Source organism: Streptomyces antibioticus (genome assembly GCF_002019855.1).
GTDB lineage: Bacteria > Actinomycetota > Actinomycetes > Streptomycetales > Streptomycetaceae > Streptomyces > Streptomyces antibioticus_B.
Window position 1 is genome coordinate 6,954,688 of sequence record NZ_CM007717.1, and the last position, 26,420, is coordinate 6,981,107.

A 26,420-nucleotide genomic window follows, 5' to 3' on the forward strand; every position below is an offset into this window, starting at 1 on the left:
GGAACCACCGTGGCCACCACGCGCTCCGCACACACCGTCTGGGAAGGCAACCTGCTCCAGGGCAACGGCGTCGTCACCTTCGACTCCTCCGGTATCGGGGAGCAGCCGGTGTCGTGGCCGTCGCGCGCCGAGGCGGCGAACGGCAAGACCAGCCCGGAGGAGCTGATCGCCGCCGCCCATTCGAGCTGCTTCTCCATGGCCCTCTCGCACGGACTGGCCGGCGCGGGCACCCCGCCCACCAAGCTGGTCACCTCCGCCGACGTGACCTTCCAGCCGGGTGAGGGCATCACCGGCATCCACCTCACCGTGGAGGGCACCGTCCCCGGCCTCGACGAGGACGCGTTCACCGCGGCCGCCGAGGACGCCAAGAAGAACTGCCCGGTCAGCCAGGCCCTCACCGGCACGACGATCACCCTGTCGGCCAAGCTCGCCTGACCCGCCGGCCCGCTCCCGGCTCACCGGCCCCGCAGGTCCCCGGGGGCCGGGAGCGCGGCGCACACCGCGTCCAGGACGGCGGCGTACGGCGTACCGGAGCCGGTGAGCCGGGAGCGCAGCCGCTCCAGCCCCTCGCGGTGCCCGGTGAGCAGCTCCGTCTCGCCGGTACGGGCCGTGAACTCCAGTACGGACGGCAGGAAGTCGGGCAGTTCCTCGCCGGTGAACGTCAGGCCGTGCACCCGGTAGAGGTCCTCGAAGCGCGCCAGCGGCAGCCCGCCGGGCCAGCGGCTGAGGTACAGGCTGTGCGGGTCCTCCCCGTCGAAGACCCGCGCGTAGTGCGCCTGGAGCTCGCCGGGCGGGGTGACGGCCGCGTGATCGGCGAACTCCCGTAGCTGCGGCGCCGCTTCGCGCAGCAGCGGCAGCCGGTCGCGCAGGGCGTCGTCGGGATACGTCAGACACAGCGCGGCGGCCTGGTACAGCACGGCGTCCGAGGGCATCACGCCTCCTTCGAGTCGCTCGGGGGCGACGCCCGCGTGTCGGGCACCTGCGCTCCCTCGCCCGCCCCGGTCTACGACGCTAGGGGCGGGCGCGGGAGCGCACCCGTTCACCGCACCCGTACGGGTGCCGGGACCGCGCTGACCAGGCACGACGAGCCTCGGTGGCCAGGACCCCCGGTCAGGGCTTGGTGGCGACCCCGGCGTACACCGGGACGATGCCCTCGGCCTGGAGCGCCACGTCCTCGGGGTCCGGCCGCCAGCCCGAGACCGGGATCAGACCCGGGCCGAGCAGTTCGAGACCTTCGAAGAAGCGCGCGAACTCGGCCATGGACCGCGGATGGAAGGGCGTACCGCTGCGCCGGAAGGCGTTCGCCGCCTTCTCGATGGCCTCCGGGCTGAGATCCGGGGTCACCTGGGACAGGATCAGCCGGCTGCCCGGGGCGAGCCGCGCCATGTACTCCCGCACCAGCGCGTACCCGCTGTCGTCCAGGTAGTGCGTCAGCGCCACCAGGGAGAGCGCCACCGGCCGGGTGAAGTCGAGGGATTCGGCGGCCCGTTCGAGCAGCGCGTCCCGATCGCGGACGTCGGCGTGCACGTACTGCGTGGACCCCTCGGGCGAGCTGTGCAGCAGGGCCTGCGCGTGCCGCAGCACGATCGGGTCGTTGTCGGCGTACACGACCCTCGCCTCGGCCGCCACACCCTGCGCGACCTGGTGCAGATTGGGCTCGGTGGGGATCCCGGTGCCGATGTCGAGGAACTGGCGGATCCCGGACTCGGCGGAGTCCCGCACGGCCCGGATCATGAAGCGGCGGTTGGCCCGCGCGCCGCGCCGCACCGTGCCGTCCACGGCGAGGATGGAGCGGGCCAGTTCCTCGTCCACCGGGTAGTTGTCCTTGCCGCCCAGCCACCAGTCGTAGACGCGGGCCGGGTGGGGACGGCTGGTGTCGATACGGGGTACCGAGGACTCGGTCATGCGGGGTCTTCTCCTGGGGGGATCGGGCGGGGCGGGTGTGACGGGTGCGAGGTCCGGCGGTGGGGGGGGGGCGGGGGTCACAGGCTGTCGCGGACGTCCCGCAGCATCTGCACGGTGCGTTCGGCGGACGCGGCGTGCGCCGTCATGTGGTCGAGGACCTCCAGATGCGCGGCGACCTCCTTGCGCGAGTCGAGGTACAGAGCACCGGTCAGATACTCCGTCACCACCATGTCGGGCAGTTCCGGTTCGGCGAAGCGGAACAGCGTGAACGGCGCGGCCGTCCCCGGGTGCGGGCCGTCGGCGAACCGGGCCACCTGGAGCGTGATCCGGTCGCGCTCGGACAGCTCCAGCATCCGGTCCAACTGCGCGGCCATCACCGCCGGATCCAGACTCGCGGGGCGGCGCAGCACCGTCTCGTCCAGCACCGCCCACAGATGCGGCGGGTCGGGTTTGTCCAGCAGCCGCTGCCGCGCCATGCGCAGCGACACGTGCCGCTCCAGCGACTCGGGCGTGGTGCGGCCGACGGTGCCGGCCTCCAGCACGGCCCGCGCGTAGTCCTCGGTCTGCAACAGGCCGGGCACGAAGTGGGGTTCGTAGGAGCGGATCAGCCGGGCCGCGCCCTCCAGGCTCACGTACAGGCTGAACCACTCGGGCAGGACGTCGTGGAACCGCTGCCACCAGCCGGGCCGGTTGGCGTCCTCGGCGAGCGTGATGAAGGCTGCCGCCTCTCCCGCCGGCACGCCGTAGGCGTCCAGCAGCACTTGTACGTACGGGATCTTCAGCGAGACCTCCGCGGTCTCCATGCGCCGGACCGTCGCCGGGGCCACCCGCAGTGCGCGGGCCGCCTCCTCGCGGGCCAGTCCGGCCGTCTCGCGCAACTCCTGGAGCCTTCTGCCGAGTACCACCTGCCCCACCGTGGGCGCGGGCCGTCGTTCACTCACGCCACGTCTCCCCTACGTGTCGGCACGCGGGCCAGTGTGCCACGTCCGGGACGGGGGCTCACCGGGACCGAGGGAGGTCTTCGCCACATCCGGAGAGCCGCCTTCCGCCGGTTGCGGACGGACCGTGCCGACTGTCCTGAAGCTCCGTCAATCCGCCGTCATGCGCAGGTACTTGACCGTCTCGGGGTCGGCCGGGAGGAAGGTCTCGACGGCCAGCTCGGCGACCGTCACGTCCATCGGTGTGTTGAATGTGGAGATCGACGACACGAACGACAGGAGCCGCCCGTCGTGCTCGATCCGCAGCGGCAGCGCGAAGTGCGGGACGGGTCCGCAGGGTTCGTCGTCCCGGCCCTCCGGCACGGGATACGCGGCGACCTCCTCGTACAGCCGGCGCAGCGGTGCCGAGCGGTGCAGGGCGATCTGCCGTTCCATCTGGTGCAGCAGATGGCCGCGCCACTCACGGAGGTTGCGGATGCGCGGCGCGAGGCCGCTCGGGTGCAGGGTCAGCCGCATCGCGTTGAGCGGCGGCGTCAGCAGGGACTCCGGGACGCCGTCCAGCAGCGTCATGATCCCGCGGTTCGCGGCGACCACGTCGTACGTCGCGTCCACCACCAGCGCCGGATACGGCTCGTACCCCGTCAGCAGCGTCTCCAGCCCGGCCCGCAGCGCCTCCAGCGCCGGGTCGTCCAGCGGGGTCTCGGGGTAGCGCGGGGCGTGACCGGCCGCCAGCAGCAGCGCGTTGCGCTCGCGGACGGGGACGTCGAGGTGCTCGGCCAGCCGCAGCACCATCTCCTCGCTGGGCCGGGAGCGGCCCGTCTCCACGAAGCTGATGTGCCGGGCGGAGGAGCCGGCACGCAGGGCGAGTTCGAGCTGACTGATCCGCCGCCGCTCCCGCCAGGCCCGCAACAGCGGACCGACCCCCGGTGCGGCGGCGGCGGTGGGGGTGGGGGTGGGGGAGGGGGCGTGCGGACCGGTCGCGACGGAGGCCATGCGTACGACCGTAACGGAGGGCCGGTCCGGTACGCCCCGGCGGGCTTCCGCACGCCCCGCCCTCGCGCATGCGCCGCCGATCTGACCAGGGCCGTTTCCGGCCGGCTGTGGCACGCTGGAAGGCACGCGACACCCACGGAGGGAGTCAGGCCATGGCCGCGGAACCGCTCTCGCAGAAGGAGATCGAGGACCGGCTCGCCGAGCTGCCCGGCTGGTCCCTGGACGACGGCCGGCTCACCCGCTCCTACCGGCTGGACTCGCACTTCGCCGCGGCCGCCCTGGTCGTCCATGTCGCGCGCATCCAGGACGAGCTGAACCACCACGCCGAGATCACCCTCGGCTACGACACGGTCGGCCTCGCCGTCAGCACGCACAGCGCGGGCGGCGCGATCACCGACCTGGACATCGCGCTCGCCCGGCGGGTGCGGGACGCGGCGCCCGCCCACGGAGCGCGCTGACCCGCGGGCGGGCGGGGCGAGGAGACGGGGGGCGCGCGTGCTGGACTACGACGAGGAAGCCGAGCGCTACGACGCCATGCGCGGCGGTGAGCCCCGGGCGGCCGCCGCCGCGGAGGCCGTCCTCGGCCTGCTGCCGCCGGACGCGGCCCGGCCGTCGCACGCCGCCCGGCTGCTGGACGTCGCCTGTGGCACGGGCATCGTCACCCGGCGGCTCGCGGCCGGCCGGCCCGGTCTGCGGGTGACCGGCGTCGACCTGTCCCCGGCGATGGCCCGGCAGGCCGCCGCCCGGCTGCCCGGCACGATCGTGCGCGCCGACAGCCGCCGACTGCCCTTCCCGGACGGCGTGTTCGACGCCGTCACGAGCGTATGGCTGCTGCATCTCGTCGAGGACGAGGGCGACGCGCGCCGGATCGTCGCCGAGTGCGCCCGCGTGCTGCGGCCCGGCGGTGTCTACGTCACCACCGTCGACAAGGGCGCCTCGCACAACGTGGGCAGCGACATCGATGTCGTCCTCGCCTCCCGCCCCCACCGGCCCGCGTCCGACGCGGAGGCCCTGGTCGAGGGGTACGCAGCCGACCGCGGGCTGCTGCCCGCGGGCCGTGCCCGGTTCCCCGGGCGGGGGCAGGGCCGCAGCCCGCGCCGCGCGATCACCGATCTGCGCCGCGGCTGGTTCGTCACCCTGCCGCCCGGCCACCCCCTCGCCGACGACTTCGCCGCCCGGCTCGCGGCCCTCCCCGACCAGGAACGCCCGCGCCCGGAACCGGAGTTCACCCTGCGGGCGTTCCGGAAGCCGGCCGACTGAAGGCCATCGTCCAGTTGGACAGCCAGGTCCGTCCGCCGTCCACCGAGAACGCCTGCTCCCAGTGCGCGGTGTCGGCCGAGATCCCGGACCACACGAACCGCACCCGTACGTCCTTCCCGTCGTGGGTGTCGTCGCCGTGGAAGTGGCCGAGCCCGTTCTCGAAGCGGCCCACGACCGGCGGGAACAGCGTGCCGGTGGTGCTGGAGGACCAGTGCAGCGCCCAGGTGCGGCGCACCGGCTCGAACAGCCGCAGGGTGAGCCCCTGGGAACCCAGGTGCGGCAGATCGATCTCGTCCAGATTGGCCGCCCCGTCGAACAGCGGCAGGCAGCGGCTCGTGGCGGGGAACTCCTCCCAGCCGGAGTCCGGGTCGAGGAAGTCGGTGCGGCGGCGGTTGTGGACGAGCCACTCGCCGTGCAGGAAGTCGAAGTCGTGCCGGTCGCTCATGTGCGTTCTCCCGTGGTTCCGTCGGGCAGGGCGTCGGCCAGATAGGACGGAAGGTCGGGGACTTCGGGGCGCAGCAAGTGCCGTACCCAGGCGTGCCGTTCGTGCAGGACCGGGGGGAGTTCCCAGACGCAGCCGATCCACGGCAGGTCGTGGCGGACGAAGCGGGTGGGGTCGAGGTCGGGGCAGCCCAGCGCCGGCTGGCCCGCCGCCGCGCCCCGGTAGTGCAGCACGTTGTCCCACACCCAGCTATAGGCGTTGAGATAGGCGCCGGTGTCCCCGCCCCGGTGCAGGACCACGAAGGTGGCAGGCGGGGTGCCGTCCGGCTCGGGCAGCAGCTCGGGCAGCACGGCGTAGGCCGCCCGCTCCACCTCGGGCGCGATGCCCGCCGGGTCTGCGGTGACGTGGTAGCGCTTGATCCACCGGCCCGCCACCTCGATCGGCGGCCGCGCGGTCAGTGTCTTCTCCTGGAAGGCCGTGAAGGTCATGGCGGGACGCTAAGCGCCCATTACTGCCACCATGTGTCAGTGAAGTCCAGCCGACTCGTCTCGATCCTGCTGCTGCTCCAGACCCGGGGCCGGATGACCGCCGCCCAGCTCGCCGGGGAGCTGGAGGTGTCGGTGCGCACGGTCTACCGGGACGTCGAGGCGCTGGCCGCGGCGGGCGTCCCGCTGTACGGCGACGCCGGGCACGCGGGCGGCTACCGGCTCCTGGACGGCTACCGCACCCGGCTCACCGGACTGACCACGGCCGAGGCGGAGGCCCTCTTCCTCGCCGGGGCGCCGGGGCCCGCCGCCGACCTCGGTCTCGGGCCTGTGCTGGCCGCCGCCCGGCTCAAGGTGCGGGCCGCGCTGCCGGCACCGGTCCGTGAGCACGCCGACCGGATCAGCGGCCGCTTCCATCTCGACGCGCCCGGCTGGTACGCGGACACCGACGCGGTGCCGTGGCTTCCGGCGGTCGCCGACGCCGTCTGGAACGACCGCGTGCTCGACGTCTCCTACCGCCGCTGGCGCGAGCCCACCGATGTGCGCCGCCGCCTCGAACCGTACGGCCTCGTCCTCAAGGCTGGCCGCTGGTACGTCGTCGCCGGACCCGGGCCGCGCACGTTCCGGGTCGACCAGATCCTCGAACTCGACGTCCTGGAAGAGGAGTTCACCCGACCGGACAGCTTCGACCTGGCCGCCTGGTGGGCCGGCCATCAGCGCGACTTCCATCAACGCCTGTACACGGGGCGGGCGGTGGTACGCCTTGCGCCCGGGGTGACACTCGGACGTCCGGTGACGGTCGAGGGCCCGCCCGACACGGACGGCTGGGTACGGGCCACGGTACCCATCGAGTCCCTGGACCACGCCCACGCCGAGTTCCTCCGCCTCGGCACGGGCGTCGAGGTCCTGGAACCCACCGAACTGCGCTACCGGATCGCCCGCACGGTAGCTGAGCTGGCCGAACGGTACGGCGACGCGGCCCGGAAGCAGGGTGACTGAAGTGCACGAGTCGAAATGGTGCTGGTTCCTCCTTGCGGCTCGGGAGTGGGGGAGGAGCGACAAGCCTTGAACCAGTGGGAGCGCTCCCATAGTGGGGATGCCGGGTGGAGGGGTCAAGGTGCTTGAAGAGTCGAAAACATTCGACTCGCGTTGTTGAGGGAAAGTCAGTAACTCCCCTGTTCTTCCCCGGTGCTTGGCGCTAGCTTCGAGGCACCAGTGGGAGCGATTCCATCAGTCGACGCGTCCGTCACACGGGCGCCGAGCTGCAAGGAGTCGCTCATGCGACACCCTCCGCGTCAGAACTCCCCACCGGAGCCGACGGCTTCCGGGACGCCGTCACGCCCGCCGACGTCACGTCCTCCGACGTGACCGGGACCGGCTGTGACCGTTCCCGGACCGGCCGCGCCCCGCGGCCATGACGCCGCGCCCGCACGTCCACCGCGCCGCGTCGATACACCCCGCACCTCCACCGCGTTCGGCATTCGGCCGCGCGCTCGTCCGCGTGCCCCCGAGTGAAAGGCGCCACCGTACGACCGGACCGACACCACCCGCGACGGAGAAGGAAACCCGCACTCATGAGCCGTAGCAGAACAGCGATACTCGCCGCGCTGGCGCTGGTCGCCGGGGCCTCCGGGACCGCGCTGGCGGTGGTCCCGGGCGACCCGGGCATCGCCGCCGTCCCCTGCACCGTCGACTACCAGGTGCAGAACCAGTGGAGCACCGGTTTCACCGCGAATGTCACCGTCACCAACCTCTCGGCCGCGAAGACGAGTTGGTCGGTGAAGTGGGCCTACGCCGGCAACCAGCAGATCACCAACGGCTGGAACGCCAAGATCAGCCAGTCCGGTACGGCCGTCACCGCCGCCAACGAGTCCTACAATGGCGCGCTGGCGAACGGCGGTTCGGTCAGCTTCGGGTTCCAGGCGTCGTACAGCGGCGGCAACGCGCTGCCCACGACGTTCACCCTCGACGGCGTCACCTGCAATGTCGACGGCGGCACCGGCGGACCCACCGACCCGGGACCGACCGACCCCGGCACCCCCTCCACCCGCGTCGACAACCCGTACGCCGGCGCCAAGGTGTACGTGAACCCGGAGTGGTCGGCGAAGGCCGCCGCCGAACCGGGCGGCAGCCGCGTCTCCGGCCAGCCCACCGGCGTCTGGCTGGACCGGATCGCCGCCATCGAGGGCGTGGGCGACGGGATGGGCCTGCGCGACCACCTCGACGCCGCCCTCGCCCAGAAGGGCAGCGGCGAGGAGGTCGTCCAGCTCGTCGTCTACGACCTGCCCGGCCGGGACTGCGCGGCCCTCGCCTCCAACGGCGAACTCGGCCCGACCGAGATCGGCCGCTACAAGAGCGAGTTCATCGACCCGATCGCGGCGATCCTCGCCGACAGCAAGTACGCCTCGCTGCGGATCGTCACCACCATCGAGATCGACTCGCTGCCCAACCTGGTGACCAACGTGGGCAGTCGGCCCACCGCCACCGCCGCCTGCGACACGATGAAGGCCAACGGCAACTACGTGAAGGGCGTCGGCTACGCGCTGAACAAGCTCGGCGCGATCCCCAACGTCTACAACTACATCGACGCCGGTCACCACGGCTGGCTCGGCTGGGACGACAACTTCGCCCCCTCCGCCCAGCTCTTCTACGAGGCGGCCAACGCGGAGGGCGCGACCGTCGACGACGTGCACGGGTTCATCACCAACACGGCGAACTACAGCGCCCTGAAGGAGAACAACTTCACCATCGGCGACTCGGTGGCCGGCAAGTCGGTCCGCGAGTCGAAGTGGGTGGACTGGAACCGGTACGTCGACGAACTGTCGTACGCCCAGGGGTTCCGCAACCAGCTCGTCACCGCGGGTTTCCGGTCGGCCATCGGCATGCTGATCGACACCTCCCGCAACGGCTGGGGCGGCTCCGCCCGGCCCGCCGGACCGGGCGCCACGACCAGCGTCGACACCTATGTCGACGGCGGCCGTTTCGACCGCCGCATCCACATCGGCAACTGGTGCAACCAGGCGGGTGCCGGGCTCGGTGAGCGCCCGCAGGCCGCCCCGGCCACCGGGATCGACGCCTATGTGTGGATGAAGCCGCCGGGCGAGTCGGACGGGTCCAGCTCCGCCATCCCGAACGACGAGGGCAAGGGCTTCGACCGGATGTGCGACCCGACCTACACCGGCAACCCGCGCAACGGCAACAACCCGTCGGGCGCGCTGGGTGACGCGCCGGTGTCCGGGCACTGGTTCCCGGCGCAGTTCCAGCAGTTGATGCAGAACGCGTACCCGCCGCTGCCGTAGCGGCGGACGCGGTGCCGCCGGGGCCGGCCGCCCTGTTCCCGGCCGGTCCCGGCGGGCCTCGGCTTTTGCCGTTCGGCGGTGGGTGTTTTGCCGTACCGGCAACAGGAGTGGCCTTCTCCCGGTGCGTCGGCGCACGCTGTCGGCATACCGAGCGAGAGGCTGACCCCATGGCGCACGACCCGCATCCGCACGCATCCGACGACACCCCCGGCCACGGGCACGACCACGGTCACGGCGGTGGTCATGGCAGTGGTCATGGGCTCGGCCACGGCCACGGCCACGGCACCGACATCGACTGGGCCGAGATGGCCCCGCACCTCGAAGCCCAGGCCGAACTGTTCACGCCCCTGTACGAGCGGGCCCTGTCCTGGCTCGCCAAGGAGATCACCGAGCCGGGACTGATCGTGGACGCGGGCAGCGGACCCGGGGTCGTCTCGTGTCTGATGGCCGAGAACTTCCCCGGCGCCCGCGTCCTGGCCGTCGACGGCTCCGCGCCGCTGCTGGTGCGGGCCGAGGAGCGGGCCGCCCGCCTCGGCTACAGCGACCGCTTCGGCACGCTCGCCGGGGATCTGCCCGGGGTGCTGGAGGACATGGACTACCCGGCCGACCTGCTGTGGGCCGGGCGCAGCCTGCACCACCTGGGCGACCAGCGGGCCGCGCTCGCCGCCTTCGCGGACCGGCTGGCCCCCGGCGGCACCCTGGCGATCATGGAGGGCGGGCTGCCGTCCCGGTTCCTGCCGCGCGACCTCGGTTTCGGCCGCCCCAGTCTGGAGGCCCGGCTCGACGGGCTGGAGGCGGAGTGGTTCGCGCGGATGCGGGCCGATCTGCCGGGCTCGGTCGACGTGGTCGAGGACTGGTCGGCGCTGCTCGCCGCCGCCGGCCTCAAGCACGCCCGCAGCCGCAGCTTCCTGCTCGACCTGCCCGCCCCGCTGCCCGACCGGGGCCGCGCCTATGTGATCGACCAGCTCTCCCGGCTCCGGGACAGCTATGCCGACGCCCTGGACGCCGACGACCGCGCCACCCTGGACCGGCTGCTCGACCCCGCCGACCCGGCGGGCCTGCACCGCAGGACGGACCTGTTCGTCCTGGCGGCCCACACCGTGCACACCGCCGTGAAGGCCGTCTAGGCCAGGTTGCCCCGGTGCGCGAGAGGGGGGCGCGACCGTGCGGTCGCGCCCCCCCTCCCGCGGACAGGTCCGGTCAGCCGACGTCGAACGTGGCCGGGTCCGGGCCGATGCGGCGGTCCTCGTTGAGCGCGCTGATCGCCGCCAGGTCCTCGGTGTCGAGGCTGAAGTCGAACACGTCGATGTTCTCCTTGATCCGCGACGGCGTCACGGACTTGGGGATCACCACGTTGCCGAGCTGGAGGTGCCAGCGGAGCACGATCTGGGCCGGGGTGCGGTTGTGCTTCTGGGCGATGGCCACGATCGCCGGGACCTCCAGCAGGCCCTTGCCCTGGCCCAGCGGGGACCACGCCTCGGTGGCGATGCCCTGCTGCGCGTGCAGCTCGCGCAGGGCGTGCTGCTGGAGGTGCGGGTGCAGCTCGATCTGGTTGACCGCAGGGATCACCGAGGTCTCCCCGATCAGCCGCTCCAGGTGCTGGGGAAGGAAGTTGGAGACACCGATGGCCCTGGCCCGGCCGTCGGCGTACAGCTTCTCGAACGCCTTGTAGGTGTCCACGTACGTGTCACGGGCCGGCAGCGGCCAGTGGATCAGGTACAGGTCGACATGGTCCAGGCCCAGCTTCTCCAGGGAGGCGTCGAACGCGCGGAGCGTGGCGTCGTATCCCTGGTCGCCGTTCCAGAGCTTGGTGGTGACGAAGATGTCCTCGCGGGGCAGCCCGGCGGCCTCGACGGCCCGGCCGGTGCCCTTCTCGTTGCCGTAGATCGCCGCTGTGTCGATGCTGCGGTACCCGGCCTCCAGCGCGGTGGAGACCGCCCGCTCCGCCTCGTCGTCCGGCACCTGCCAGACGCCGAAGCCCAGCGAGGGCATCTCGACGCCGTTGTTGAGGATGATCGGGGGGACCTTGCTGCTCACGAGCTCTTGATCCTTCGGTTGTCCGTCAGGGAATTGATACGCCCATCGTCAACGATCACAGGCCGTGATGCATTCCTGACAGCGGAATTCACGCCCCGGAGCCTCAGGTGCTGTACAGCGCGTCCACCTCGTCGGCGTAGGTGTTCTCGATCGCCTTGCGCTTCAGCTTCAGCGACGGCGTCAGCAGGCCGTGCTCCTCGGTGAAGGGCTGGGCCAGGATACGGAAGGTGCGGATGGACTCGGCCTGCGAGACCAGCGTGTTCGCGGCCACCACGGCCCGGCGGACCTCCGTCTCCAGGTCGTTGTCCAGCACCAGTTCGGCCGGGCCCGCCTGCGGTTTGCCGCGCATCTGGAGCCAGTGCTCGACGGCCTCCGGGTCGAGGGTGATCAGCGCGGCGACGAACGGCCGGTCGTTGCCGACGACGATGCACTGGTTGACCAGCGGATGGTCGCGCACCCGCTCCTCCAGCACCCCCGGTGAGACGCTCTTGCCGCCGGAGGTGACGAGGATCTCCTTCTTGCGGCCGGTGATGGTGAGATAGCCGTCCTCGTCGAGGGAGCCGATGTCGCCGGTGGCCAGCCAGCCGTCGTGCAGGGTCTCGTCGGTGGCCTTGGGGTTGTTCAGATAGCCCTGGAAGACGTTGCCGCCGTGCAGCCAGACCTCGCCGTCGTCCGCGATGTGCACGGTCACGCCCGGGATGGGCTGGCCGACGGTGCCGTAGCGGGTGCGTTCCGGCGGGTTGGCGGTCGCGGCCGCCGTCGACTCGGTCAGCCCGTACCCCTCGTAGATCTGCACGCCCGCGCCCGCGAAGAACAGGCCCAGCCGGCGGTCCATCGCCGAGCCGCCCGACATGGCGTGCCGGACCCGGCCGCCCATCGCCGCGCGCACCTTGGAGTAGACGAGCTTGTCGAAGAACTGGTGCTGCATCCGCAGCCCCGCCGACGGGCCGGGCCCGGTGCCCCACGCCTTCGCCTCCACCGCGTCCGCGTAGGCCACCGCCACCTCGACCGCCTTCTCGAACGGCCCCGACTTCCCGTCGCGTTCGGCCTTGCGGCGGGCCGCGTTGAGCACCTTTTCGAAGATGTACGGCACGGCCAGGATGAACGTCGGCCGGAACGCCGCCAGGTCGGGCAGCAGGGCGGCCGCGTGCAGCTCGGGCTGGTGACCGAAGCGGACCCGGCCGCGGAACGCGGCGATCTGCACCATCCGCCCGAAGACGTGCGCGAGCGGAAGGAACAGCAGGGTCGCCGCCTCGTCGCCCTTCTTGGAGTGGAACACCGGCTCCCAGCGTTCGATGACCGTGTCGGCCTCGAACATGAAGTTGCCGTGCGAGATGACACAGCCCTTGGGGCGTCCGGTCGTGCCCGAGGTGTAGATGACCGTGGCGACCGAGTCGGGGGTGACGGCCTCCCGGTGCCGGTGCACCACCTCGTCCTCGACGCCCGCGCCGGCCTCGTACAGCTCCTGCACGCATCCGGAGTCGAGCTGCCACAGCCGGCGCAGTCGCGGGAGGCGGTCGATGACGGTGGCGATCGTCATGGCGTGGTCCTCGTGCTCCACGACGGCGGCCGTGCACTCGGCGTCGTACAGCATCCAGAAGCACTGCTCGGCGGAGGAGGTCGGGTAGACCGGCACCACCTGGGCGCCGATCGTCCACAGCGCGAAGTCGAACAGGGTCCACTCGTAGCGGGTACGGGACATCAGCGCGACCCGGTCGCCGAAGCGGACGCCCTGGGCGAGCAGGCCCTTGGCGAGGGCGAGGACCTCGTCGCGGAACTCGGCCGAGGTCACGTCCCGCCATTCGCCGCGCTCGTCTTTGCGGCCGAGGGCGACGTGCCGCGGGTCCTCCTGGGCGTGCCGGAAGACGGCGTCGGCCAGACCGCCGACCGGCGGCGGTGCCGACGCCGACGGAGGGTTGGTGAACTCGCGCACTCCCGCACCCCGCATCCCATGGCCGCACAGCGCCGTGAAAGCTACCCCACGCGCGGGCCGTGCGGGAGGGGGTCGGAAGGGCGACGAAGCTCTCGTCCACGCTGGTCAGTGCCGGAAAATGGGGCCACATGGGGCAGGGCCGGACACGAAGCTGACGTATGAGTAAGTTTCGGTGCCGTAATCTCCACGGAATCTGCCCGGGCCGGTTACGTGCGGGGCGGTGCCTGTGCCTCGCGGCGGTGCGTATGTGTCGCGGCGGTGCGCATGCCCTGCGGTGGCTTACGTCCCGCGCGGCGGTGTTCATGTTGCGCGGTAGTGCTCACGCTCCGCGGGCGTGCTGACGTCTCACGGTGGCTCATGTCCCGCGGCGGTGCGCATGCCCTGCGGTGGCTCACCTTCTGCGCGGCGGTGTTCATGTTGCGCGGTAGTGCTCACGCTCCGCGGGCGTGCTGACGTCTCACGGTGGTTCATGTTCCGCGGCGGTGCGCATGCCCTGCGGTGGCTCACCTTCTGCGCGGCGGTGTTCATGTCCCGCGGCAGTGCTCACGCTCCGCGGGCGTGCTCACGTCCCGCGGCGGCTCATGTTCCGCGGCGGTGCGCATGCCCTGCGGCGGGTCACGTCCTGCGCGGCGGTGTTCGCGCCCCGCGGTGGTTCACGTTCCGCGGCGGTGCAGGCGGTCGCCGCCGGCCAGGATTGCCGCCGCCAGTGCCTCCGCCGCGCCCTGGGCCGATGTCCGGCGGTGGCCGTGCGTCAGGACGAAGTCCACCTGGCCCAGCTCCGGCAGCCCGGCCCGCTCCGGGACCCGCACCAGGCCCGGCGGGACGAAGCCACGGGAGTGGGCCATCACCCCGAGCCCGGCGCGGGCCGCCGCGATCAGTCCGTTGAGGCTGCCGCTGGTGCACACGATCCGCCAGGCCCGCCCCTGCCGCTCCAGCGCCTCCAGGGCCAGCGCGCGGGTGATGCCGGGCGGCGGGAAGACGATCAGCGGGACCGGGCGCTCGGGGTCCAGGCGGAGCCGCTCCGCGCCGATCCACACCAGCTCGTCGTGCCAGACCAGCTCGCCGTGCGGGTCCTCGGGGCGTCGCTTGGCCAGCACCAGGTCCAGCTTTCCGGCGGCGAGCTGTTCGTGCAGCGTCCCGGACAGCTCCACCGTCAGCTCCAGGTCGACCTCGGGATGGTCGTACCGGAAGCCCTCCAGGATCTCCGGGAGCCGGGTGAGGACGAAGTCCTCGGACGCGCCGAAGCGCAGCCGGCCGCGCAGCCGGGTGCCGGTGAAGAACGCCGACGCCTGCTCGTGCACCTCCAGGATCCGGCGGGCGAAGCCGAGCATCGCCTCGCCGTCCTCGGTCAGCTCCACCGAGTGCGTGTCCCGGCTGAACAGGGTCCGCCCGACGGTGTCCTCCAGCCGCCGTACGTGCTGGCTGACGGTGGACTGGCGCAGCCCGAGCCGGCGGGCGGCCTGGGTGAAGCTCAGCGTCTGGGCCACCGCGAGGAAGGTCCGCAGATGGGAGGGCTCGTACATACGGCCACCGTACGGCCGTTTCCCGACGGTCATCGCGATCCGTGATGACAGTCAGAACGGTATGCCGGATTCCCGATCACGGAGGCGAGGAGGACGATGGAGAGGGGCGTTCCGGCCCCGACGCACAGACCTTCGAAACCGTACGTGGAGCACCGTGAAACGCCTGACGTGGCCGAGTCGGATGCCGGTCGACCCCTACATCCTGCTGCTGCTCGGGACGGTCGGGATCGCGGCGCTGTTCCCGGCCCGCGGGACCGGCGCGGACGTCGCCTCCGGCGCCGCCACGGCCGCCATCGCCTTCCTCTTCTTCCTGTACGGGGCCCGGCTGTCCACCCGGGAGGCGCTGGACGGGCTGCGCCACTGGCGGCTGCACGTCACGGTCCTGGTGTGCACCTTCGTGGTGTTCCCGCTGCTGGGTCTGGCCGCGCGGGGTCTGGTCCCGGTGTTCCTCACCGAGCCGCTCTACCAGGGGCTGCTCTTCCTCACCCTGGTCCCGTCGACGATCCAGTCGTCGATCGCGTTCACGTCGATGGCCCGGGGCAATGTGCCCGCCGCGATCTGCGCGGGCTCGTTCTCGTCGCTGGTCGGGATCGTCGTCACCCCGCTGCTGGCGGCCGCCCTGCTCGGCGGGAGCGGCGGGAGCGGCGGGTTCTCGGCCGGTTCCGTCGTGGAGATCGTGCTCCAGCTCCTGGTGCCGTTCGTGGCGGGCCAGGTGGCGCGGCGCTGGATCGGCGCCTTCGTCGCCCGGCATCGCAAGGTGCTCGGGCTGGTCGACCGCGGGTCGATCCTCCTCGTCGTCTACACCGCGTTCAGCGAGGGCATGGTCCAGGGCATCTGGCAGCAGGTCAGTCCGGTCCGGCTGGGCGGACTGCTGGCGGTCGAGGCCGTGCTGCTCGCGGTGATGCTCGCCCTGACCTGGTACGGCGCGAAGGCCCTGCGGTTCGGCCGCGAGGACCGGATCGCGATCCAGTTCGCCGGGTCCAAGAAGTCCCTGGCCTCGGGTCTGCCGATGGCGAGCGTCCTGTTCGGCGCGCACGCCTCGCTGGCGGTGCTGCCGCTGATGCTCTTCCACCAGATGCAGCTCATGGTCTGCGCGGTCATCGCCAAACGCCGCGCCAACGATCCCGTGGACCCGCATGTCGGCACGGATGCCCGGTACGGCGGGGCGGTGACGGATAACGTTCCGTCATGACCGCACCCCTCGTGCTCGATCCCGCGCGTACCGCTCTCGTCCTCGTCGATCTGATGGACCGGATCGTCGCGCTGCCCCTCGCGCCCCGTGGCGGCACCGAAGTGCTGTCCGTCGCCGAGAAGCTGGCGGACGGCTTCCGCGCGGCCGGGGCGCTCGTCGTCCTGGTCCGGGTGGAGCGTCCCGGGGTCGCCGAGCAGCCGCCCGGCAGCGGGCTGGTCCCCGGGCTGCTCCGGGACGGCGACGTGGAGATCGTCAAGCGGACGATCGGCGCCTTCCGCGGCACCGGGCTGGACGACCGGCTGCGCGAGCGCGGGGTCACCACGCTGGTGCTCGGCGGCATCGCCACCAACCTCGGCGTCGAGTCCACCGCCCGCGCCGCCGCCGACCTCGGCTACGACCTGGTCTTCGTGGAAGACGCGATGACCGCCCTCACCGAGCCCGAACACGACGCCTCGGTCCGCCTCGACTTCCCCCGCCTGGGCACGGTGGTGACGGCGGGACGGGTGCGGTTCGGGGACGACGGGGGGTGACGACTGAGCCCGCGACCGGGGCGGCTGCTGAGCCCGTGAGCCGGGTGGCGGCCGAGCCTGTGGCCGTGACGGGGCGCTGCGGTGCAGGCGGCATTCCGCGCGCTGGGGTTCGGCGACGGCCGGGTGGAGACTGAGCCTGTGACCGGGGCGATGGTCGAGCCCGCGACGGGGCGACGACTCGGCCCGCGACCGGGGTGGCCGACCAGGCCCGATGGCCGAGACGGAGCGCTGTGGCGCAGGGTGCGTTGCCCGCGCTGCGGCTATGGCGCGGGCGGTGAGTGAACCCGCGGCCGGGGTGGTGGCCCGGCCCGTGGCCCTGACGGGCGCTGTGGCGCAGGGGCGCTCCCAGCGCTGTGGCTCGGTGACGGCCGGGGCGGTGACCAGACCCGTGACCGGGGCGGCGGGCGTACTCGTGTTCGCGACGGGGCCCCGTGGCGCAGGGGGCGCTCCCCGCCGGGTGGGGCCCCGCCGCCGTGTCGCGGGAGGACCGGGTCAGCCGTGGGCGGCCGCGGTCCGCAGGGCGATACGGTCCTCGCCCGCGTACACGTTCATGGAACTGCCCCGCAGGAAGCCCACCAGTGTCAGCCCCGTCTCCGCGGCCAGGTCCACCGCCAGCGAGGACGGCGCCGAGACCGCGGCCAGCACGGGGATGCCCGCCATCACGGCCTTCTGCGCCAGCTCGAAGGACGCGCGGCCCGACACCAGCAGGATCGCCCGGGACAGCGGCAGCCCGCCGCTCTGGAGGGCGCGGCCGACCAGTTTGTCGACCGCGTTGTGGCGGCCCACGTCCTCGCGGACGTCCAGCAGCTCGCCCGCCTCGGAGAACAGGGCGGCCGCGTGCAGACCCCCGGTCCGGTCGAAGACCCGCTGGGCGGCGCGCAGCCGGTCGGGGAGGCTCGCGAGCAGCTCCGGCTCGACGCGGACCGGGGGAGTGTCGGCGATCGGCCAGCGGGCCGTCGTACGGACCGCGTCGAGGCTCGCCTTGCCGCACAGGCCGCAGGACGAGGTCGTGTACACGTTCCGTTCGAGGGTGATGTCGGGGACCGTGACCCCGGGTGACGTGCGCACGTCCACCACGTTGTAGGTGTTCGAGCCTCCCCCGCTCTCGGCTCCGCTCGAGCGGGAGGTGCCCCCACCCGTCGCGCCCGCGCAGTACACGATGTTCTGGAGGTCGTCCTGCTCGGCGAGGACGCCCTCGCTCACCAGGAACCCCGCGGCCAGCGCGAAGTCGTCGCCGGGTGTGCGCATGGTGATGGCCAGGGGCTTGCCGTTGAGCCGGATCTCCAGCGGTTCCTCCGCGACCAGGGTGTCCGGCCGGGTGGAGACCGCCCCGTCGCGTATGCGGAGCACCTTGCGTCGTTCGGTGACACGTCCCATGTGATCAGCCCCGGTTCTGTACGTGCTGGTAGCCGAAGCGGCCCTTGATGCAGAGGTTCCCGTGGGTCACCGGATTGTCGTGCGGCGAGGTGACCTTCACGATCTCATTGTCCTGCACGTGCAGCGTCAGGCCACAGCCCACACCGCAGTACGCGCACACCGTGGTGGTCCGGGTCTGCGCCGACTCGTCCCAGGTCCCGGCCGCGCGCCGGTCGAACTCCGAGCGGGGCGACAGCGCTCCGGTGGGGCACACCTCGATGCAGTTCCCGCAGTACACACAGGCCGAGTCGGTCAGCGGCGCGTCGTGCTCCACGGCGATCCGGGCGTCGAAACCGCGCCCCGTCACGGAGATCGCGAAGCTGTTCTGCCACTGGTCGCCGCAGGCGTCGACGCACTTGTAGCACAGGATGCACTTGGCGTAGTCGCGCACGTACAGGTCGTTGTCGATCTTCGGCGTCTCGTTCAGCCGGGCCGCGTCGGGGCCGAACCGGTCCGGCTTCGCCTCGTACTCCTTGATCCACTCCGCGACCCGAGGCGTCGTCGACAGGTCGACCGAGGAGGCGAGCAGCTCCAGGACGATCCGGCGGCTGTGCCGGGCCCGCTCGGTGTCCGTGCGGACCACCATGCCCGGCTCGGCCCGCCGCGAGCACGCCGGCACCAGGGTGCGCGCGCCCTCCACCTCGACCACGCACACCCGGCAGGCGTTCTTGGGCCGCAGGGTGTCGCCCTCGCACAGCGTCGGCACGTCCTTCCCGGCGGCCCGGCAGGCGTCCAGGATCGTCGCGCCCTCCGGGACCCGGGCCGCCTCCCCGTCGAGGGTGAACTCCAGCAGCCGGCGCGGGATCCCCAGCGGTGTCACGGTCATTCGTACGCCCCCAGACGGTCGATCGCGGATTCCACGGCGTTCCACGCGGTCTGTCCGAGACCGCAGATCGAGGCGTCCCGCATCGCCCGGCCCACGTCCCTGAGCAGCGCGACGTCGTCGGCGGCGGCCGCGCCCGAGCGGTCCGCGAGCCGCCGCAGTGCCTCCTCCTGCCGTACGGTCCCGACCCGGCAGGGCACGCACTGCCCGCAGGACTCGTCGCGGAAGAACTCGGCGATCCGCAGCAGCAGCCGGGGCAGCGGGACCGTGCCGTCGAAGGCCATGACGACACCGGAACCGAGGGTGGTGCCGGCCTCGCGGGTGCCCTCGAAGGTGAGCGGCAGGTCCAGCTCGTCGGGCCGTACGAAACCGCCGGCCGCCCCGCCGAGCAGGACCGCCCGCAGCCCCGGACGCACCCCGGCCAGCTCCAGGACCTCGCCGAGCGTCGCGCCGAACGGCAGCTCGTAGACGCCGGGACGCGCCACGCTCCCCGACACGCAGAACAGCTTGGGGCCGGTGGACCGTCCGGTGCCGATCGCCGCGTAGGCCGGGGCGCCCATGGTCAGCACCGGCAGCACGTTGACCAGCGTCTCCACGTTGTTCTCGACGGTCGGCTTGCCGAACAGCCCCTTCTCCACGGGGAACGGCGGCTTGGAGCGCGGCTCGCCGCGGTAGCCCTCGATGGAGTTGAACAGCGCGGTCTCCTCGCCGCAGATGTACGCCCCCGCGCCCCGCCGGATCTCGATGTCGAAGGCGAACCCCTGCCCGAGCACGTCGTCGCCGAGGAGCCCCCGGGCCCGCGCCTGCTCGACGGCGTGCCGCATCCGGTGCAGGGCCCGCGGGTACTCGCCGCGCAGGTACAGATGGCCGCGGTGGGCGCCGGTCGCGTACCCGGCGATCGTCATGGCCTCCACCAGGGCGTACGGGTCGCCCTCCATGAGGACCCGGTCCTTGAAGGTGCCCGGCTCCGACTCGTCGGCGTTGCACACCAGATGGTGCGGGCGGTCCGGCTGGGAGGCGGTGGCCTGCCATTTGCGGCCGGTGGGGAAGGCGGCGCCGCCCCGGCCGAGCAGTCCGGAGTCGGTGACCTCGCGGATCACCCCGGCGGGGCCGAGCGCGAAGGCGCGGCGCAGCGCGGTGTAGCCGCCGTGGGCGCGGTAGTCGTCGAGCGAGGACGGGTCGACCACCCCGACCCGCTGGAGCAGGACGAGCCCGTCCTGTCCGGCCTGGGGCACCGCCGACGCCGCCGGGGGCTCCTCGGGCGCCGCGTCCGGCGCGGTCCCGGCGACGACGGCCGCCTCGACGTCGGCCGGTGCCGAGACCGCCGTGCGCACCGGGTCGCCGGCCCTGATCGCGAGGGCGGCCGGGGCGCGTTCGCACAGGCCGAGGCAGGGGGAGCGCTCCACCGCCACCCCGCTGCCGGGGCCGAGCCGGGACTCGACGCCGGCGCACAGGTCGCCCGCCCCGGCCGCCGCGCAGGCCAGGTCCGTGCAGACGTGCAGGACGGTCGCCGGGCGGGGCCTCATGGAGAACATCGCGTAGAAGGTGGCGACGCCGTACGCCTCCGCCGGCGGCACGGTCAGCCGTCGGCACAGATGGTCGAGGGCGCCCTCGCTGATCCAGCCGATCCGGTCGTTGATCGCGTGCAGTCCGGGCAGCAGCAGGTCGCGGCGGTCCCGGGCCGCCCGCCCGCCACGAGCCCAGCGCAGGTCGGCGTCGGTGCGGTCCGCGCCCTCCCAGGCGGACTCGGCCGGCCCCAACAGGGCGTCCACGGCCGCTCGTTCCTCGTCGGTCGGCTTGCTGTCACCGAAGCGCAGATCCACGCGTCACCTCACCCCGGTCGCGGCCGGAAGCTTCTCGATCCGGATCGCCGACGCCTTGAACTCCGCCGTCCCCGCGATCGGACAGTTCGCCTCGATCGTCAGCCGGTTGGTGTCCACCTCGTCGGGAAAATGCATGGTCATGAAGGCGAGCCCGGGGCGCAGCGCGGTGTCGATCCACACCGGTGCCACGACCGACCCGCGCCGCGAGGCGACCCGCACCTCCTCGCCGACGACGACGCCGTAGCGCTCGGCGTCCTCCGGGCACAGCTCGACGAACTCGCCGCGCCGCAGCGGGGAGGCGTAACCGCCGCTCTGCACACCGGTGTTGTAGGAGTCCAGGCGGCGGCCGGTGGTCAGCCGGATCGGGTAGCGCTCGTCGGTCAGATCGACCGGCGGATCGTGCCGCACGATCCCGAACGGCGCCCGCCTGCCCCGCCGTACCGGGTCGGGATCCCACAACCTGCCGTGCAGATAGCCGGGTTCGAGGTCCTCGGTGCTCGGGCAGGGCCACTGGATGCCCTGGTGCTCCGCCAGCCGCTCGTACGTCATCCCGTAGTGGTCGGGGGAGACCGAGCGCAGTTCGTTCCATACGGCCTCGGCGTCGGCGTACTTCCAGTCGTGGCCGAGGCGGCCCGCCAGGTCGCAGAGGATGTCGATGTCCTCGCGCGCCTCACCGGGCGGGGCGACCGCCCGGCGGACCCGCTGGACGCGCCGCTCGCTGTTCGTGGTCGTGCCGTCGGTCTCCGCCCAGCCGGCGGTGGCCGGCAGCACGACGTCGGCCAGCTCGGCCGTCTTCGTGAGGAAGATGTCCTGCACCACGAGGAAGTCCAGTGCCCGCATCCGGCGCACGGCCTGCTCGCTGTCGGCCTCCGACTGCGCCGGGTTCTCCCCGATGCAGTAGACGGCCTTCAGCGTGCCCTCCTCCATCGCCTCGAACATCTCCGTGAGGTTCAGCCCGTGGCGCGGCTCCATGACCGTGTCCCACGCGGTCTCGAACTTCCGCCGGGTGCCGGGGTCGAGGACGTCCTGGAAGCCGGGCAGCCGGTTGGGGATCGCGCCCATGTCGCCGCCGCCCTGCACGTTGTTCTGGCCGCGCAGGGGCTGCAACCCCGAGGCGTACCGGCCGACATGGCCGGTCAGCAGCGACAGGTTGATCAGCGCGCGCACGTTGTCGGTGCCGTTGTGGTGCTCGGTGATCCCGAGGGTCCAGCAGAGCTGGGCGCGCTCGGCGCGGGCGTAGGCGTGCGCCAACTCCCTGATGGCGGCGGCCGGTACGCCCGTCACCTTCTGTGCGAGCGAGAGCGTCCAGGGCTCCACGAGGGCGCGGTACTCCTCGAAGCCGGAGGTGGCGCGTTCCACGAACGCCTCGTTGACCAGGCCCGCGTGGATGATCTCGCGGCCGATCGCGTGCGCCATCGGGATGTCGGTGCCGACGTCGAGCCCGAGCCAGCTCTCCGCCCACTCGGCGGTGGAGGTGCGGCGCGGGTCGACGGCGTACATCCGGGCGCCGTTCCTGATGCCCTTCAGCACGTGCTGGAAGAAGATCGGGTGCGCGAAGCGCGCGTTGGAGCCCCACATCACGATGAGGTCGGTGTGCTCGATCTCCTCGTACGACGAGGTGCCCCCGCCGGAGCCGAAGGCGGCCGACAGGCCCGCGACGGACGGCGCGTGACAGGTGCGGTTGCAGGAGTCGACGTTGTGGGTGCCCATGACGACCCGGGCGAACTTCTGCGCCACGTAGTTGGTCTCGTTGGTGGCGCGGGCGCAGGAGAACATGCCGAACGCGTCCCGGTTGCGCGCAAGGCCCCGGGCCACGCGCTCCAGGGCCTCCTCCCACGTGGCCCTGCGGAAGGGCTCGTCACGGGAGTCGCGCACCAGGGGGTGGGTGAGCCGGGTGTAGGTCGTGGGCCGACGGTTCCTCATGCGGCGCTCCTCAGGGCGAGCAGGTCCGAGATGGCGTGCACGGTGCGCAGGGTGGGCACCTGGACGCCGGTGATCTCCGCCAGTTCGACGACCGCCGCGAGGAGCACGTCGAGTTCGAGCGGCTTGCCGCGCTCCAGGTCCTGGAGCGTGGAGGTGCGGTGGTCGCCGACCCGCTCCGCGCCCGCGAGCCGGCGCTCGATGGAGACGCCCACCTCGCAGCCGAGGGCCTCGGCGACCGAGAGCGTCTCGCGCATCATGGTCTCGATGACCCGGCGGGTGCCGCCGTGCAGACACATCTGCCGCATGGTGGCGCGGGACAGGGCGCTGATCGGGTTGAAGGAGATGTTGCCGAGCAGCTTGAGCCAGATGTCGTTGCGCAGGTCGGACTCGACCGGGCACTTCAGCCCGCCCGCCCGCATGGCCTCGCCGAACCGCACACAGCGCGCGGAGACACTGCGGTCGGGCTCACCGACCGAGAACCGGGTGCCCTCCAAGTGCCGTACGACGCCGGGGGCTTCGAGTTCGGTGGCCGCGTAGACCACACAGCCCACGGCCCGTTCGGGCGCGAGCACCGCGCTGACCGCGCCGCCGGGGTCCACGCTCTCGACGCGCTGGCCGTCGTAGGGGCCGCCGTGCCGGTGGAAGTACCACCAGGGGATGCCGTTCTGGGCGGCGATCACCGCCGTGGTGTCGTGCAGCAGAGGCTCGATCAGCGGCCCGCACGCCGCGTACGAGTGGGCCTTCAGACCGAGGAAGACATAGTCGGCCGGGCCGATCTCGGCCGGGTCGTCGGTGGCGTGGGCGCGGGCGGTGAAGTCGCCGCGCGGACTGAGCACCCGCACCCCGTCCCGCCTCATGGCCGCGAGATGCGGTCCACGGGCGACGAGATGCACGTCGGCACCGGCGCGATGGAGCGCCGCACCGACGTAGGCACCGATCGCACCGGCGCCGAGGACTGCGACTTTCATGACGGGGAAGCTCCGTTCGGTCGAGGGTACCGAGGAACTGCCGAACTCTGTCGACTGAATATTGTCTACAGTATGGGTCTTGAGGCGGCAAGGGTTCGCGCAGCCCCCACGCGACCGCCCGGCGGGGTCCGACCGTTCGGCGCAGCCCGCATACCGTTCACCGCATACCGTCGACGCGGCGGCTTCTCAACTCCGGTGATCCTTCCTACCGTCCGGGTCCCATGAGTCCCCCCATCGCGCCGGCCGGCTGGAGCCGCTGGCTCGTCCCCCCGGCCGCCCTCTCGGTCCATCTCTCCATAGGCCAGGCCTACGCCTGGTCCGTGTTCAAGCCGCCGCTGGAGTCCGCGCTCGGGCTCAGCGGCACCCAGAGCGCGCTGCCCTTCCAGCTCGCCATCGTCATGCTCGGGCTGTCCGCCGCGTTCGGCGGCACGCTCGTCGAGCGCAACGGGCCGCGCTGGGCGATGACGGTCGCCCTGGTCTGCTTCTCCTCCGGCTTCCTGATCTCCGCGCTCGGCGCCGCCACCGAGCAGTACTGGCTGATCGTCCTCGGCTACGGCTTCGTGGGCGGCATCGGCCTGGGCATCGGCTACATCTCGCCCGTCTCCACCCTGATCAAGTGGTTCCCCGACCGGCCCGGCATGGCCACGGGCATCGCGATCATGGGCTTCGGCGGCGGCGCGCTGATCGCCTCGCCCTGGTCGGCGCGGATGCTGGAGTCCTTCGGCGCCGACCACTCCGGCATCGCGCTCGCCTTCCTGGTGCACGGGCTGTCGTACGCCGTGTTCATGACGCTCGGGGTGCTGCTGGTGCGGGTGCCGCGCCCCGCGGAGCGGACGGCGGGCGGTGCCGACGTACCCTCCGCCGTGACGGGCGAAGGGGTGTCGGCGGCCGCCGCCGTGCGCACCCCGCAGTTCTGGTGCCTGTGGGTGGTCCTGTGCATGAACGTGACCGCCGGCATCGGCATCCTGGAGAAGGCCGCCCCGATGATCACGGACTTCTTCGCCGACACCTCCACCCCGGTCTCCGTCACGGCCGCCGCCGGCTTCGTCGCCCTGCTCTCGGCCGCCAACATGGCCGGACGCATCGGCTGGTCCACCACCTCCGACCTGATCGGCCGCAAGAACATCTACCGCCTCTACCTGGGCGTCGGCGCGGCCATGTACGCCGTGATCGCCCTGCTCGGCGACGCCTCCAAGCCGGTGTTCGTCCTCTGCGCCCTGGTAATCCTCTCCTTCTACGGCGGCGGCTTCGCGACGATCCCCGCCTATCTGAAGGACCTGTTCGGCACCTACCAGGTCGGCGCGATCCACGGGCGGCTGCTCACCGCCTGGTCGACGGCCGGGGTGCTCGGCCCGCTGATCGTCAACTGGATCGCCGACCGGCAGGAGGAGGCCGGCAAGCACGGCGCCGACCTCTACTCGCTGTCCCTGTTCATCATGATCGGGCTGCTCGCCGTCGGCTTCGTCGCCAACGAACTGGTCCGCCCGGTCGCCCCCCGTCACCGTGTCACCGCCCCGAAGGAGGCCGCCGATGTCCCGGCCCGACAGCAGTCCGAGTCCGCCTGACCGGCGGCCGCTGATCGCGTTCGCCTGGCTGTGGGTGGGCATACCGCTCGCCTACGGCCTGTACGAACTGGTGCAGAAAGCCACGAAACTCTTCACCGGCTGACCTGCCGCGCGCAGGTGTTCGAGAAGTGCCCGGACGTCCGGGGCATAGCGGGAAGCCGACAACCCCGGCGCCGGTTTCCTGTCGTAACACCTGTCCTCGTACCCGTGAGTCACTGATCAGACTGGTGGATCCCGCAACCCACGGCAACGAGGGGAACCTCCACATGAACGGCTCGCGCATCGCCGCCGTCGGCCATTACCAGCCCGCCAAGGTGCTCACCAACGAGGACCTGGCGGGCCTGGTCGACACCAGTGACGAGTGGATCAGGAGCCGGGTCGGCATCCGCACCCGCCACATCGCCGGCCCCGACGAGCCCGTGGACGAGCTGGCCGCGCACGCCGCCGCCAAGGCCCTCGCGGCCGCCGGCCTCACGCCCGGGGACATCGACCTGGTGCTGGTCGCCACCTCCACGGCCGTCGACCGCTCGCCCAACATGGCCGCCCGGGTCGCCGCCCGCCTCGGCGTGCCGAGCCCCGCCGCGATGGACGTCAACGTCGTGTGCGCCGGGTTCACCCACGCGCTGGCCACCGCCGACCACACCGTGCGGGCGGGTGCGGCGACCCGGGCGCTGGTCATCGGCGCCGACAAGATGTCCGAGGTGACCGACTGGACCGACCGCACGACCTGCGTCCTGGTGGGCGACGGGGCGGGCGCGGCGGTCGTCGAGGCGTGCCCCGACGGCGTCCAGCCCGGTATCGCGCCGGTGCTGTGGGGGTCGGTGCCCGAGATGGGGCACGCCGTGCGCATCGAGGGGCAGCCCGCGCGGTTCGCGCAGGAAGGGCAGAGCGTGTACCGCTGGGCCACCACCAAGCTGCCGCCGCTGGCCCGGCAGGCGTGCGAGCGGGCCGGGCTCGGGCCCGAGGACCTCGCGGCCGTCGTCCTGCACCAGGCGAACCTGCGGATCATCGAGCCCCTCGCGGAGAAGATCGGCGCCGTCAACGCGGTGGTCGCGCGGGACGTCACCGAGTCCGGCAACACCTCCGCCGCGAGCATCCCGCTGGCCTTCTCCAAGCTCGTCGAGCAGGGCGTCGTGGGCACCGGCGACCCGGTGCTGCTCTTCGGCTTCGGCGGCAACCTGTCGTACGCCGGGCAGGTCGTGCGCTGCCCCTGAGGCGGTGACGTGACGGAGCCCACCCCGCCGGGCTCTCGCATCGGTGCGCCGTAGACTGTAGACGAAAGACAATCGATACTCGGCTGTAGGCGGTACGCCGGCCCGGACGGCGGCCGCGTTCCGCCGAACACGTGGCTCCGGCCGCGGTTGC

At 72.3% G+C, this 26,420-nt stretch carries 25 protein-coding genes; 11 read left to right on the forward strand and 14 right to left on the reverse strand.

Features of this window, described 5'->3' with window-relative positions:
- The first annotated feature begins 9 nt into the window (after positions 1–9).
- On the forward strand, positions 10–435 hold the full coding sequence (locus tag AFM16_RS31415; RefSeq protein WP_030789234.1) for an OsmC family protein: 426 nt from the start codon (positions 10–12) through the stop codon (positions 433–435).
- A gap of 20 nt (positions 436–455) precedes the next feature.
- Here the strand turns inward: AFM16_RS31415 and AFM16_RS31420 are convergent, their stop codons facing one another.
- From AFM16_RS31420 to AFM16_RS31435, 4 genes are all read right to left on the reverse strand, one after another.
- Complete coding sequence (locus AFM16_RS31420; RefSeq protein ID WP_078635816.1) at positions 456–932, reverse strand: nitrate reductase molybdenum cofactor assembly chaperone; 477 nt, start codon at positions 930–932, stop codon at positions 456–458.
- 178 nt (positions 933–1,110) lie between these two features.
- Entirely contained in the window at positions 1,111–1,905 is a 795-nt protein-coding gene (locus AFM16_RS31425; protein ID WP_030789240.1) for an SAM-dependent methyltransferase, read from the reverse strand.
- A 77-nt stretch (positions 1,906–1,982) separates the two neighbouring features.
- Entirely contained in the window at positions 1,983–2,846 is an 864-nt protein-coding gene (locus AFM16_RS31430) for a Sco1979 family transcriptional regulator (RefSeq protein ID WP_030789243.1), read from the reverse strand.
- A gap of 147 nt (positions 2,847–2,993) precedes the next feature.
- Positions 2,994–3,836, reverse strand: coding sequence for a helix-turn-helix domain-containing protein (locus AFM16_RS31435; RefSeq protein WP_078635818.1), 843 nt, complete (start codon positions 3,834–3,836; stop codon positions 2,994–2,996).
- Positions 3,837–3,988: 152 nt separating this feature from the next.
- On the opposite strand from AFM16_RS31435, the gene AFM16_RS31440 reads away from it, so the two are divergent.
- Positions 3,989–4,294: a 4a-hydroxytetrahydrobiopterin dehydratase gene (locus AFM16_RS31440; RefSeq protein ID WP_030789249.1), complete on the forward strand. Its 306-nt coding sequence runs from the start codon at positions 3,989–3,991 to the stop codon at positions 4,292–4,294.
- Between the two features lie 37 nt (positions 4,295–4,331).
- Positions 4,332–5,096 carry a class I SAM-dependent methyltransferase gene (locus AFM16_RS31445; protein WP_078635820.1) on the forward strand — a complete coding sequence of 255 codons (765 nt, stop codon included), beginning with the start codon at positions 4,332–4,334 and terminating at the stop codon, positions 5,094–5,096.
- Here AFM16_RS31445 and AFM16_RS31450 read toward each other — a convergent pair.
- The gene (locus AFM16_RS31450) at positions 5,062–5,541 is read right to left on the reverse strand and encodes a hypothetical protein (protein WP_078635822.1); all 480 of its coding nucleotides are present in this window, start codon (positions 5,539–5,541) and stop codon (positions 5,062–5,064) included. The genes AFM16_RS31445 and AFM16_RS31450 overlap by 35 nt on opposite strands.
- A complete protein-coding gene (locus AFM16_RS31455; RefSeq protein WP_078635824.1) occupies positions 5,538–6,026 on the reverse strand; it encodes a hypothetical protein in 489 nt (162 codons plus the stop codon). Before AFM16_RS31455 ends, AFM16_RS31450 begins: the two co-directional genes overlap by 4 nt.
- A gap of 39 nt (positions 6,027–6,065) precedes the next feature.
- On the opposite strand from AFM16_RS31455, the gene AFM16_RS31460 reads away from it, so the two are divergent.
- The 3 genes from AFM16_RS31460 to AFM16_RS31470 all read left to right on the forward strand — a co-directional run bounded on the left by AFM16_RS31460 (position 6,066) and on the right by AFM16_RS31470 (position 10,449).
- Positions 6,066–7,022: a helix-turn-helix transcriptional regulator gene (locus AFM16_RS31460; RefSeq protein ID WP_078635826.1), complete on the forward strand. Its 957-nt coding sequence runs from the start codon at positions 6,066–6,068 to the stop codon at positions 7,020–7,022.
- A 575-nt stretch (positions 7,023–7,597) separates the two neighbouring features.
- Positions 7,598–9,322, forward strand: coding sequence for a glycoside hydrolase family 6 protein (locus tag AFM16_RS31465; protein ID WP_078635828.1), 1,725 nt, complete (start codon positions 7,598–7,600; stop codon positions 9,320–9,322).
- Positions 9,323–9,489: 167 nt separating this feature from the next.
- Positions 9,490–10,449: a class I SAM-dependent methyltransferase gene (locus AFM16_RS31470; RefSeq protein ID WP_078635830.1), complete on the forward strand. Its 960-nt coding sequence runs from the start codon at positions 9,490–9,492 to the stop codon at positions 10,447–10,449.
- 73 nt (positions 10,450–10,522) lie between these two features.
- Here the strand turns inward: AFM16_RS31470 and AFM16_RS31475 are convergent, their stop codons facing one another.
- The 3 genes from AFM16_RS31475 to AFM16_RS31485 form a co-directional block, all read right to left on the reverse strand.
- Complete coding sequence (locus AFM16_RS31475) at positions 10,523–11,359, reverse strand: aldo/keto reductase (protein WP_078635832.1); 837 nt, start codon at positions 11,357–11,359, stop codon at positions 10,523–10,525.
- A gap of 103 nt (positions 11,360–11,462) precedes the next feature.
- A complete protein-coding gene (locus tag AFM16_RS31480) occupies positions 11,463–13,292 on the reverse strand; it encodes an AMP-dependent synthetase/ligase (protein ID WP_078635834.1) in 1,830 nt (609 codons plus the stop codon).
- 653 nt (positions 13,293–13,945) lie between these two features.
- A complete protein-coding gene (locus tag AFM16_RS31485; protein WP_030789273.1) occupies positions 13,946–14,815 on the reverse strand; it encodes a LysR substrate-binding domain-containing protein in 870 nt (289 codons plus the stop codon).
- Between the two features lie 154 nt (positions 14,816–14,969).
- Here AFM16_RS31485 and AFM16_RS31490 point away from each other — a divergent pair, with 154 nt between their 5' ends.
- Together AFM16_RS31490 and AFM16_RS31495 are read left to right on the forward strand one after the other, a co-directional pair.
- Positions 14,970–16,007: a bile acid:sodium symporter family protein gene (locus AFM16_RS31490; RefSeq protein WP_245177846.1), complete on the forward strand. Its 1,038-nt coding sequence runs from the start codon at positions 14,970–14,972 to the stop codon at positions 16,005–16,007.
- Positions 16,004–16,537, forward strand: a complete 534-nt coding sequence (locus AFM16_RS31495; RefSeq protein ID WP_179123333.1) for an isochorismatase family protein — start codon at positions 16,004–16,006, stop codon at positions 16,535–16,537. Before AFM16_RS31490 ends, AFM16_RS31495 begins: the two co-directional genes overlap by 4 nt.
- Positions 16,538–17,029: 492 nt before the next feature.
- Here the strand turns inward: AFM16_RS31495 and fdhD are convergent, their stop codons facing one another.
- The 5 genes from fdhD to AFM16_RS31520 are packed head-to-tail and all read right to left on the reverse strand — an operon-like array spanning position 17,030 to position 23,490.
- On the reverse strand, positions 17,030–17,914 hold the full coding sequence (gene fdhD / locus AFM16_RS31500; RefSeq protein WP_030789281.1) for a formate dehydrogenase accessory sulfurtransferase FdhD: 885 nt from the start codon (positions 17,912–17,914) through the stop codon (positions 17,030–17,032).
- Positions 17,915–17,918: 4 nt separating this feature from the next.
- Positions 17,919–18,779, reverse strand: coding sequence for a 2Fe-2S iron-sulfur cluster-binding protein (locus AFM16_RS31505; protein ID WP_030789284.1), 861 nt, complete (start codon positions 18,777–18,779; stop codon positions 17,919–17,921).
- Positions 18,776–20,599 (reverse strand): NAD(P)H-dependent oxidoreductase subunit E, encoded by a 1,824-nt coding sequence (locus AFM16_RS31510; RefSeq protein ID WP_078635838.1) that lies wholly within the window; start codon positions 20,597–20,599, stop codon positions 18,776–18,778. The genes AFM16_RS31505 and AFM16_RS31510 overlap by 4 nt, the downstream gene beginning before the upstream one ends.
- A 3-nt stretch (positions 20,600–20,602) precedes the next feature.
- The gene (locus AFM16_RS31515) at positions 20,603–22,522 is read right to left on the reverse strand and encodes a molybdopterin oxidoreductase family protein (RefSeq protein ID WP_078635840.1); all 1,920 of its coding nucleotides are present in this window, start codon (positions 22,520–22,522) and stop codon (positions 20,603–20,605) included.
- Positions 22,519–23,490, reverse strand: a complete 972-nt coding sequence (locus AFM16_RS31520; protein ID WP_078635842.1) for a 2-dehydropantoate 2-reductase — start codon at positions 23,488–23,490, stop codon at positions 22,519–22,521. Before AFM16_RS31520 ends, AFM16_RS31515 begins: the two co-directional genes overlap by 4 nt.
- A 221-nt stretch (positions 23,491–23,711) precedes the next feature.
- Between AFM16_RS31520 and AFM16_RS31525 the strand changes: the two genes are divergently transcribed.
- The 3 genes from AFM16_RS31525 to AFM16_RS31530 all read left to right on the forward strand — a co-directional run bounded on the left by AFM16_RS31525 (position 23,712) and on the right by AFM16_RS31530 (position 26,269).
- Positions 23,712–25,055, forward strand: coding sequence for an OFA family MFS transporter (locus AFM16_RS31525; RefSeq protein ID WP_078635844.1), 1,344 nt, complete (start codon positions 23,712–23,714; stop codon positions 25,053–25,055).
- Positions 25,021–25,158, forward strand: coding sequence for an MFS transporter small subunit (locus tag AFM16_RS39540; protein ID WP_167797283.1), 138 nt, complete (start codon positions 25,021–25,023; stop codon positions 25,156–25,158). The genes AFM16_RS31525 and AFM16_RS39540 overlap by 35 nt, the downstream gene beginning before the upstream one ends.
- A gap of 163 nt (positions 25,159–25,321) precedes the next feature.
- Positions 25,322–26,269, forward strand: a complete 948-nt coding sequence (locus AFM16_RS31530) for a beta-ketoacyl-ACP synthase III (protein WP_030789300.1) — start codon at positions 25,322–25,324, stop codon at positions 26,267–26,269.
- The last annotated feature ends 151 nt before the right edge of the window (positions 26,270–26,420 follow it).

Excerpts from the sequence above, each read along its gene's own strand:
- AFM16_RS31420 (WP_078635816.1), bottom strand. The coding sequence starts at position 932 with ATGCCCTCGGACGCCGTGCTGTACCAGGCCGCCGCGCTGTGTCTGACG.
- AFM16_RS31425 (WP_030789240.1), bottom strand. The coding sequence starts at position 1,905 with ATGACCGAGTCCTCGGTACCCCGTATCGACACCAGCCGTCCCCACCCG.
- AFM16_RS31435 (WP_078635818.1), bottom strand. The coding sequence starts at position 3,836 with ATGGCCTCCGTCGCGACCGGTCCGCACGCCCCCTCCCCCACCCCCACC.
- AFM16_RS31440 (WP_030789249.1), top strand. The coding sequence starts at position 3,989 with ATGGCCGCGGAACCGCTCTCGCAGAAGGAGATCGAGGACCGGCTCGCC.
- AFM16_RS31450 (WP_078635822.1), bottom strand. The coding sequence starts at position 5,541 with ATGAGCGACCGGCACGACTTCGACTTCCTGCACGGCGAGTGGCTCGTC.
- AFM16_RS31455 (WP_078635824.1), bottom strand. The coding sequence starts at position 6,026 with ATGACCTTCACGGCCTTCCAGGAGAAGACACTGACCGCGCGGCCGCCG.
- AFM16_RS31465 (WP_078635828.1), top strand. The coding sequence starts at position 7,598 with ATGAGCCGTAGCAGAACAGCGATACTCGCCGCGCTGGCGCTGGTCGCC.
- AFM16_RS31470 (WP_078635830.1), top strand. The coding sequence starts at position 9,490 with ATGGCGCACGACCCGCATCCGCACGCATCCGACGACACCCCCGGCCAC.
- AFM16_RS31485 (WP_030789273.1), bottom strand. The coding sequence starts at position 14,815 with ATGTACGAGCCCTCCCATCTGCGGACCTTCCTCGCGGTGGCCCAGACG.
- AFM16_RS31495 (WP_179123333.1), top strand. The coding sequence starts at position 16,004 with ATGACCGCACCCCTCGTGCTCGATCCCGCGCGTACCGCTCTCGTCCTC.
- fdhD (WP_030789281.1), bottom strand. The coding sequence starts at position 17,914 with ATGGGACGTGTCACCGAACGACGCAAGGTGCTCCGCATACGCGACGGG.
- AFM16_RS31505 (WP_030789284.1), bottom strand. The coding sequence starts at position 18,779 with ATGACCGTGACACCGCTGGGGATCCCGCGCCGGCTGCTGGAGTTCACC.
- AFM16_RS31515 (WP_078635840.1), bottom strand. The coding sequence starts at position 22,522 with ATGAGGAACCGTCGGCCCACGACCTACACCCGGCTCACCCACCCCCTG.
- AFM16_RS31520 (WP_078635842.1), bottom strand. The coding sequence starts at position 23,490 with ATGAAAGTCGCAGTCCTCGGCGCCGGTGCGATCGGTGCCTACGTCGGT.
- AFM16_RS31525 (WP_078635844.1), top strand. The coding sequence starts at position 23,712 with ATGAGTCCCCCCATCGCGCCGGCCGGCTGGAGCCGCTGGCTCGTCCCC.
- AFM16_RS39540 (WP_167797283.1), top strand. The coding sequence starts at position 25,021 with ATGTCCCGGCCCGACAGCAGTCCGAGTCCGCCTGACCGGCGGCCGCTG.
- AFM16_RS31530 (WP_030789300.1), top strand. The coding sequence starts at position 25,322 with ATGAACGGCTCGCGCATCGCCGCCGTCGGCCATTACCAGCCCGCCAAG.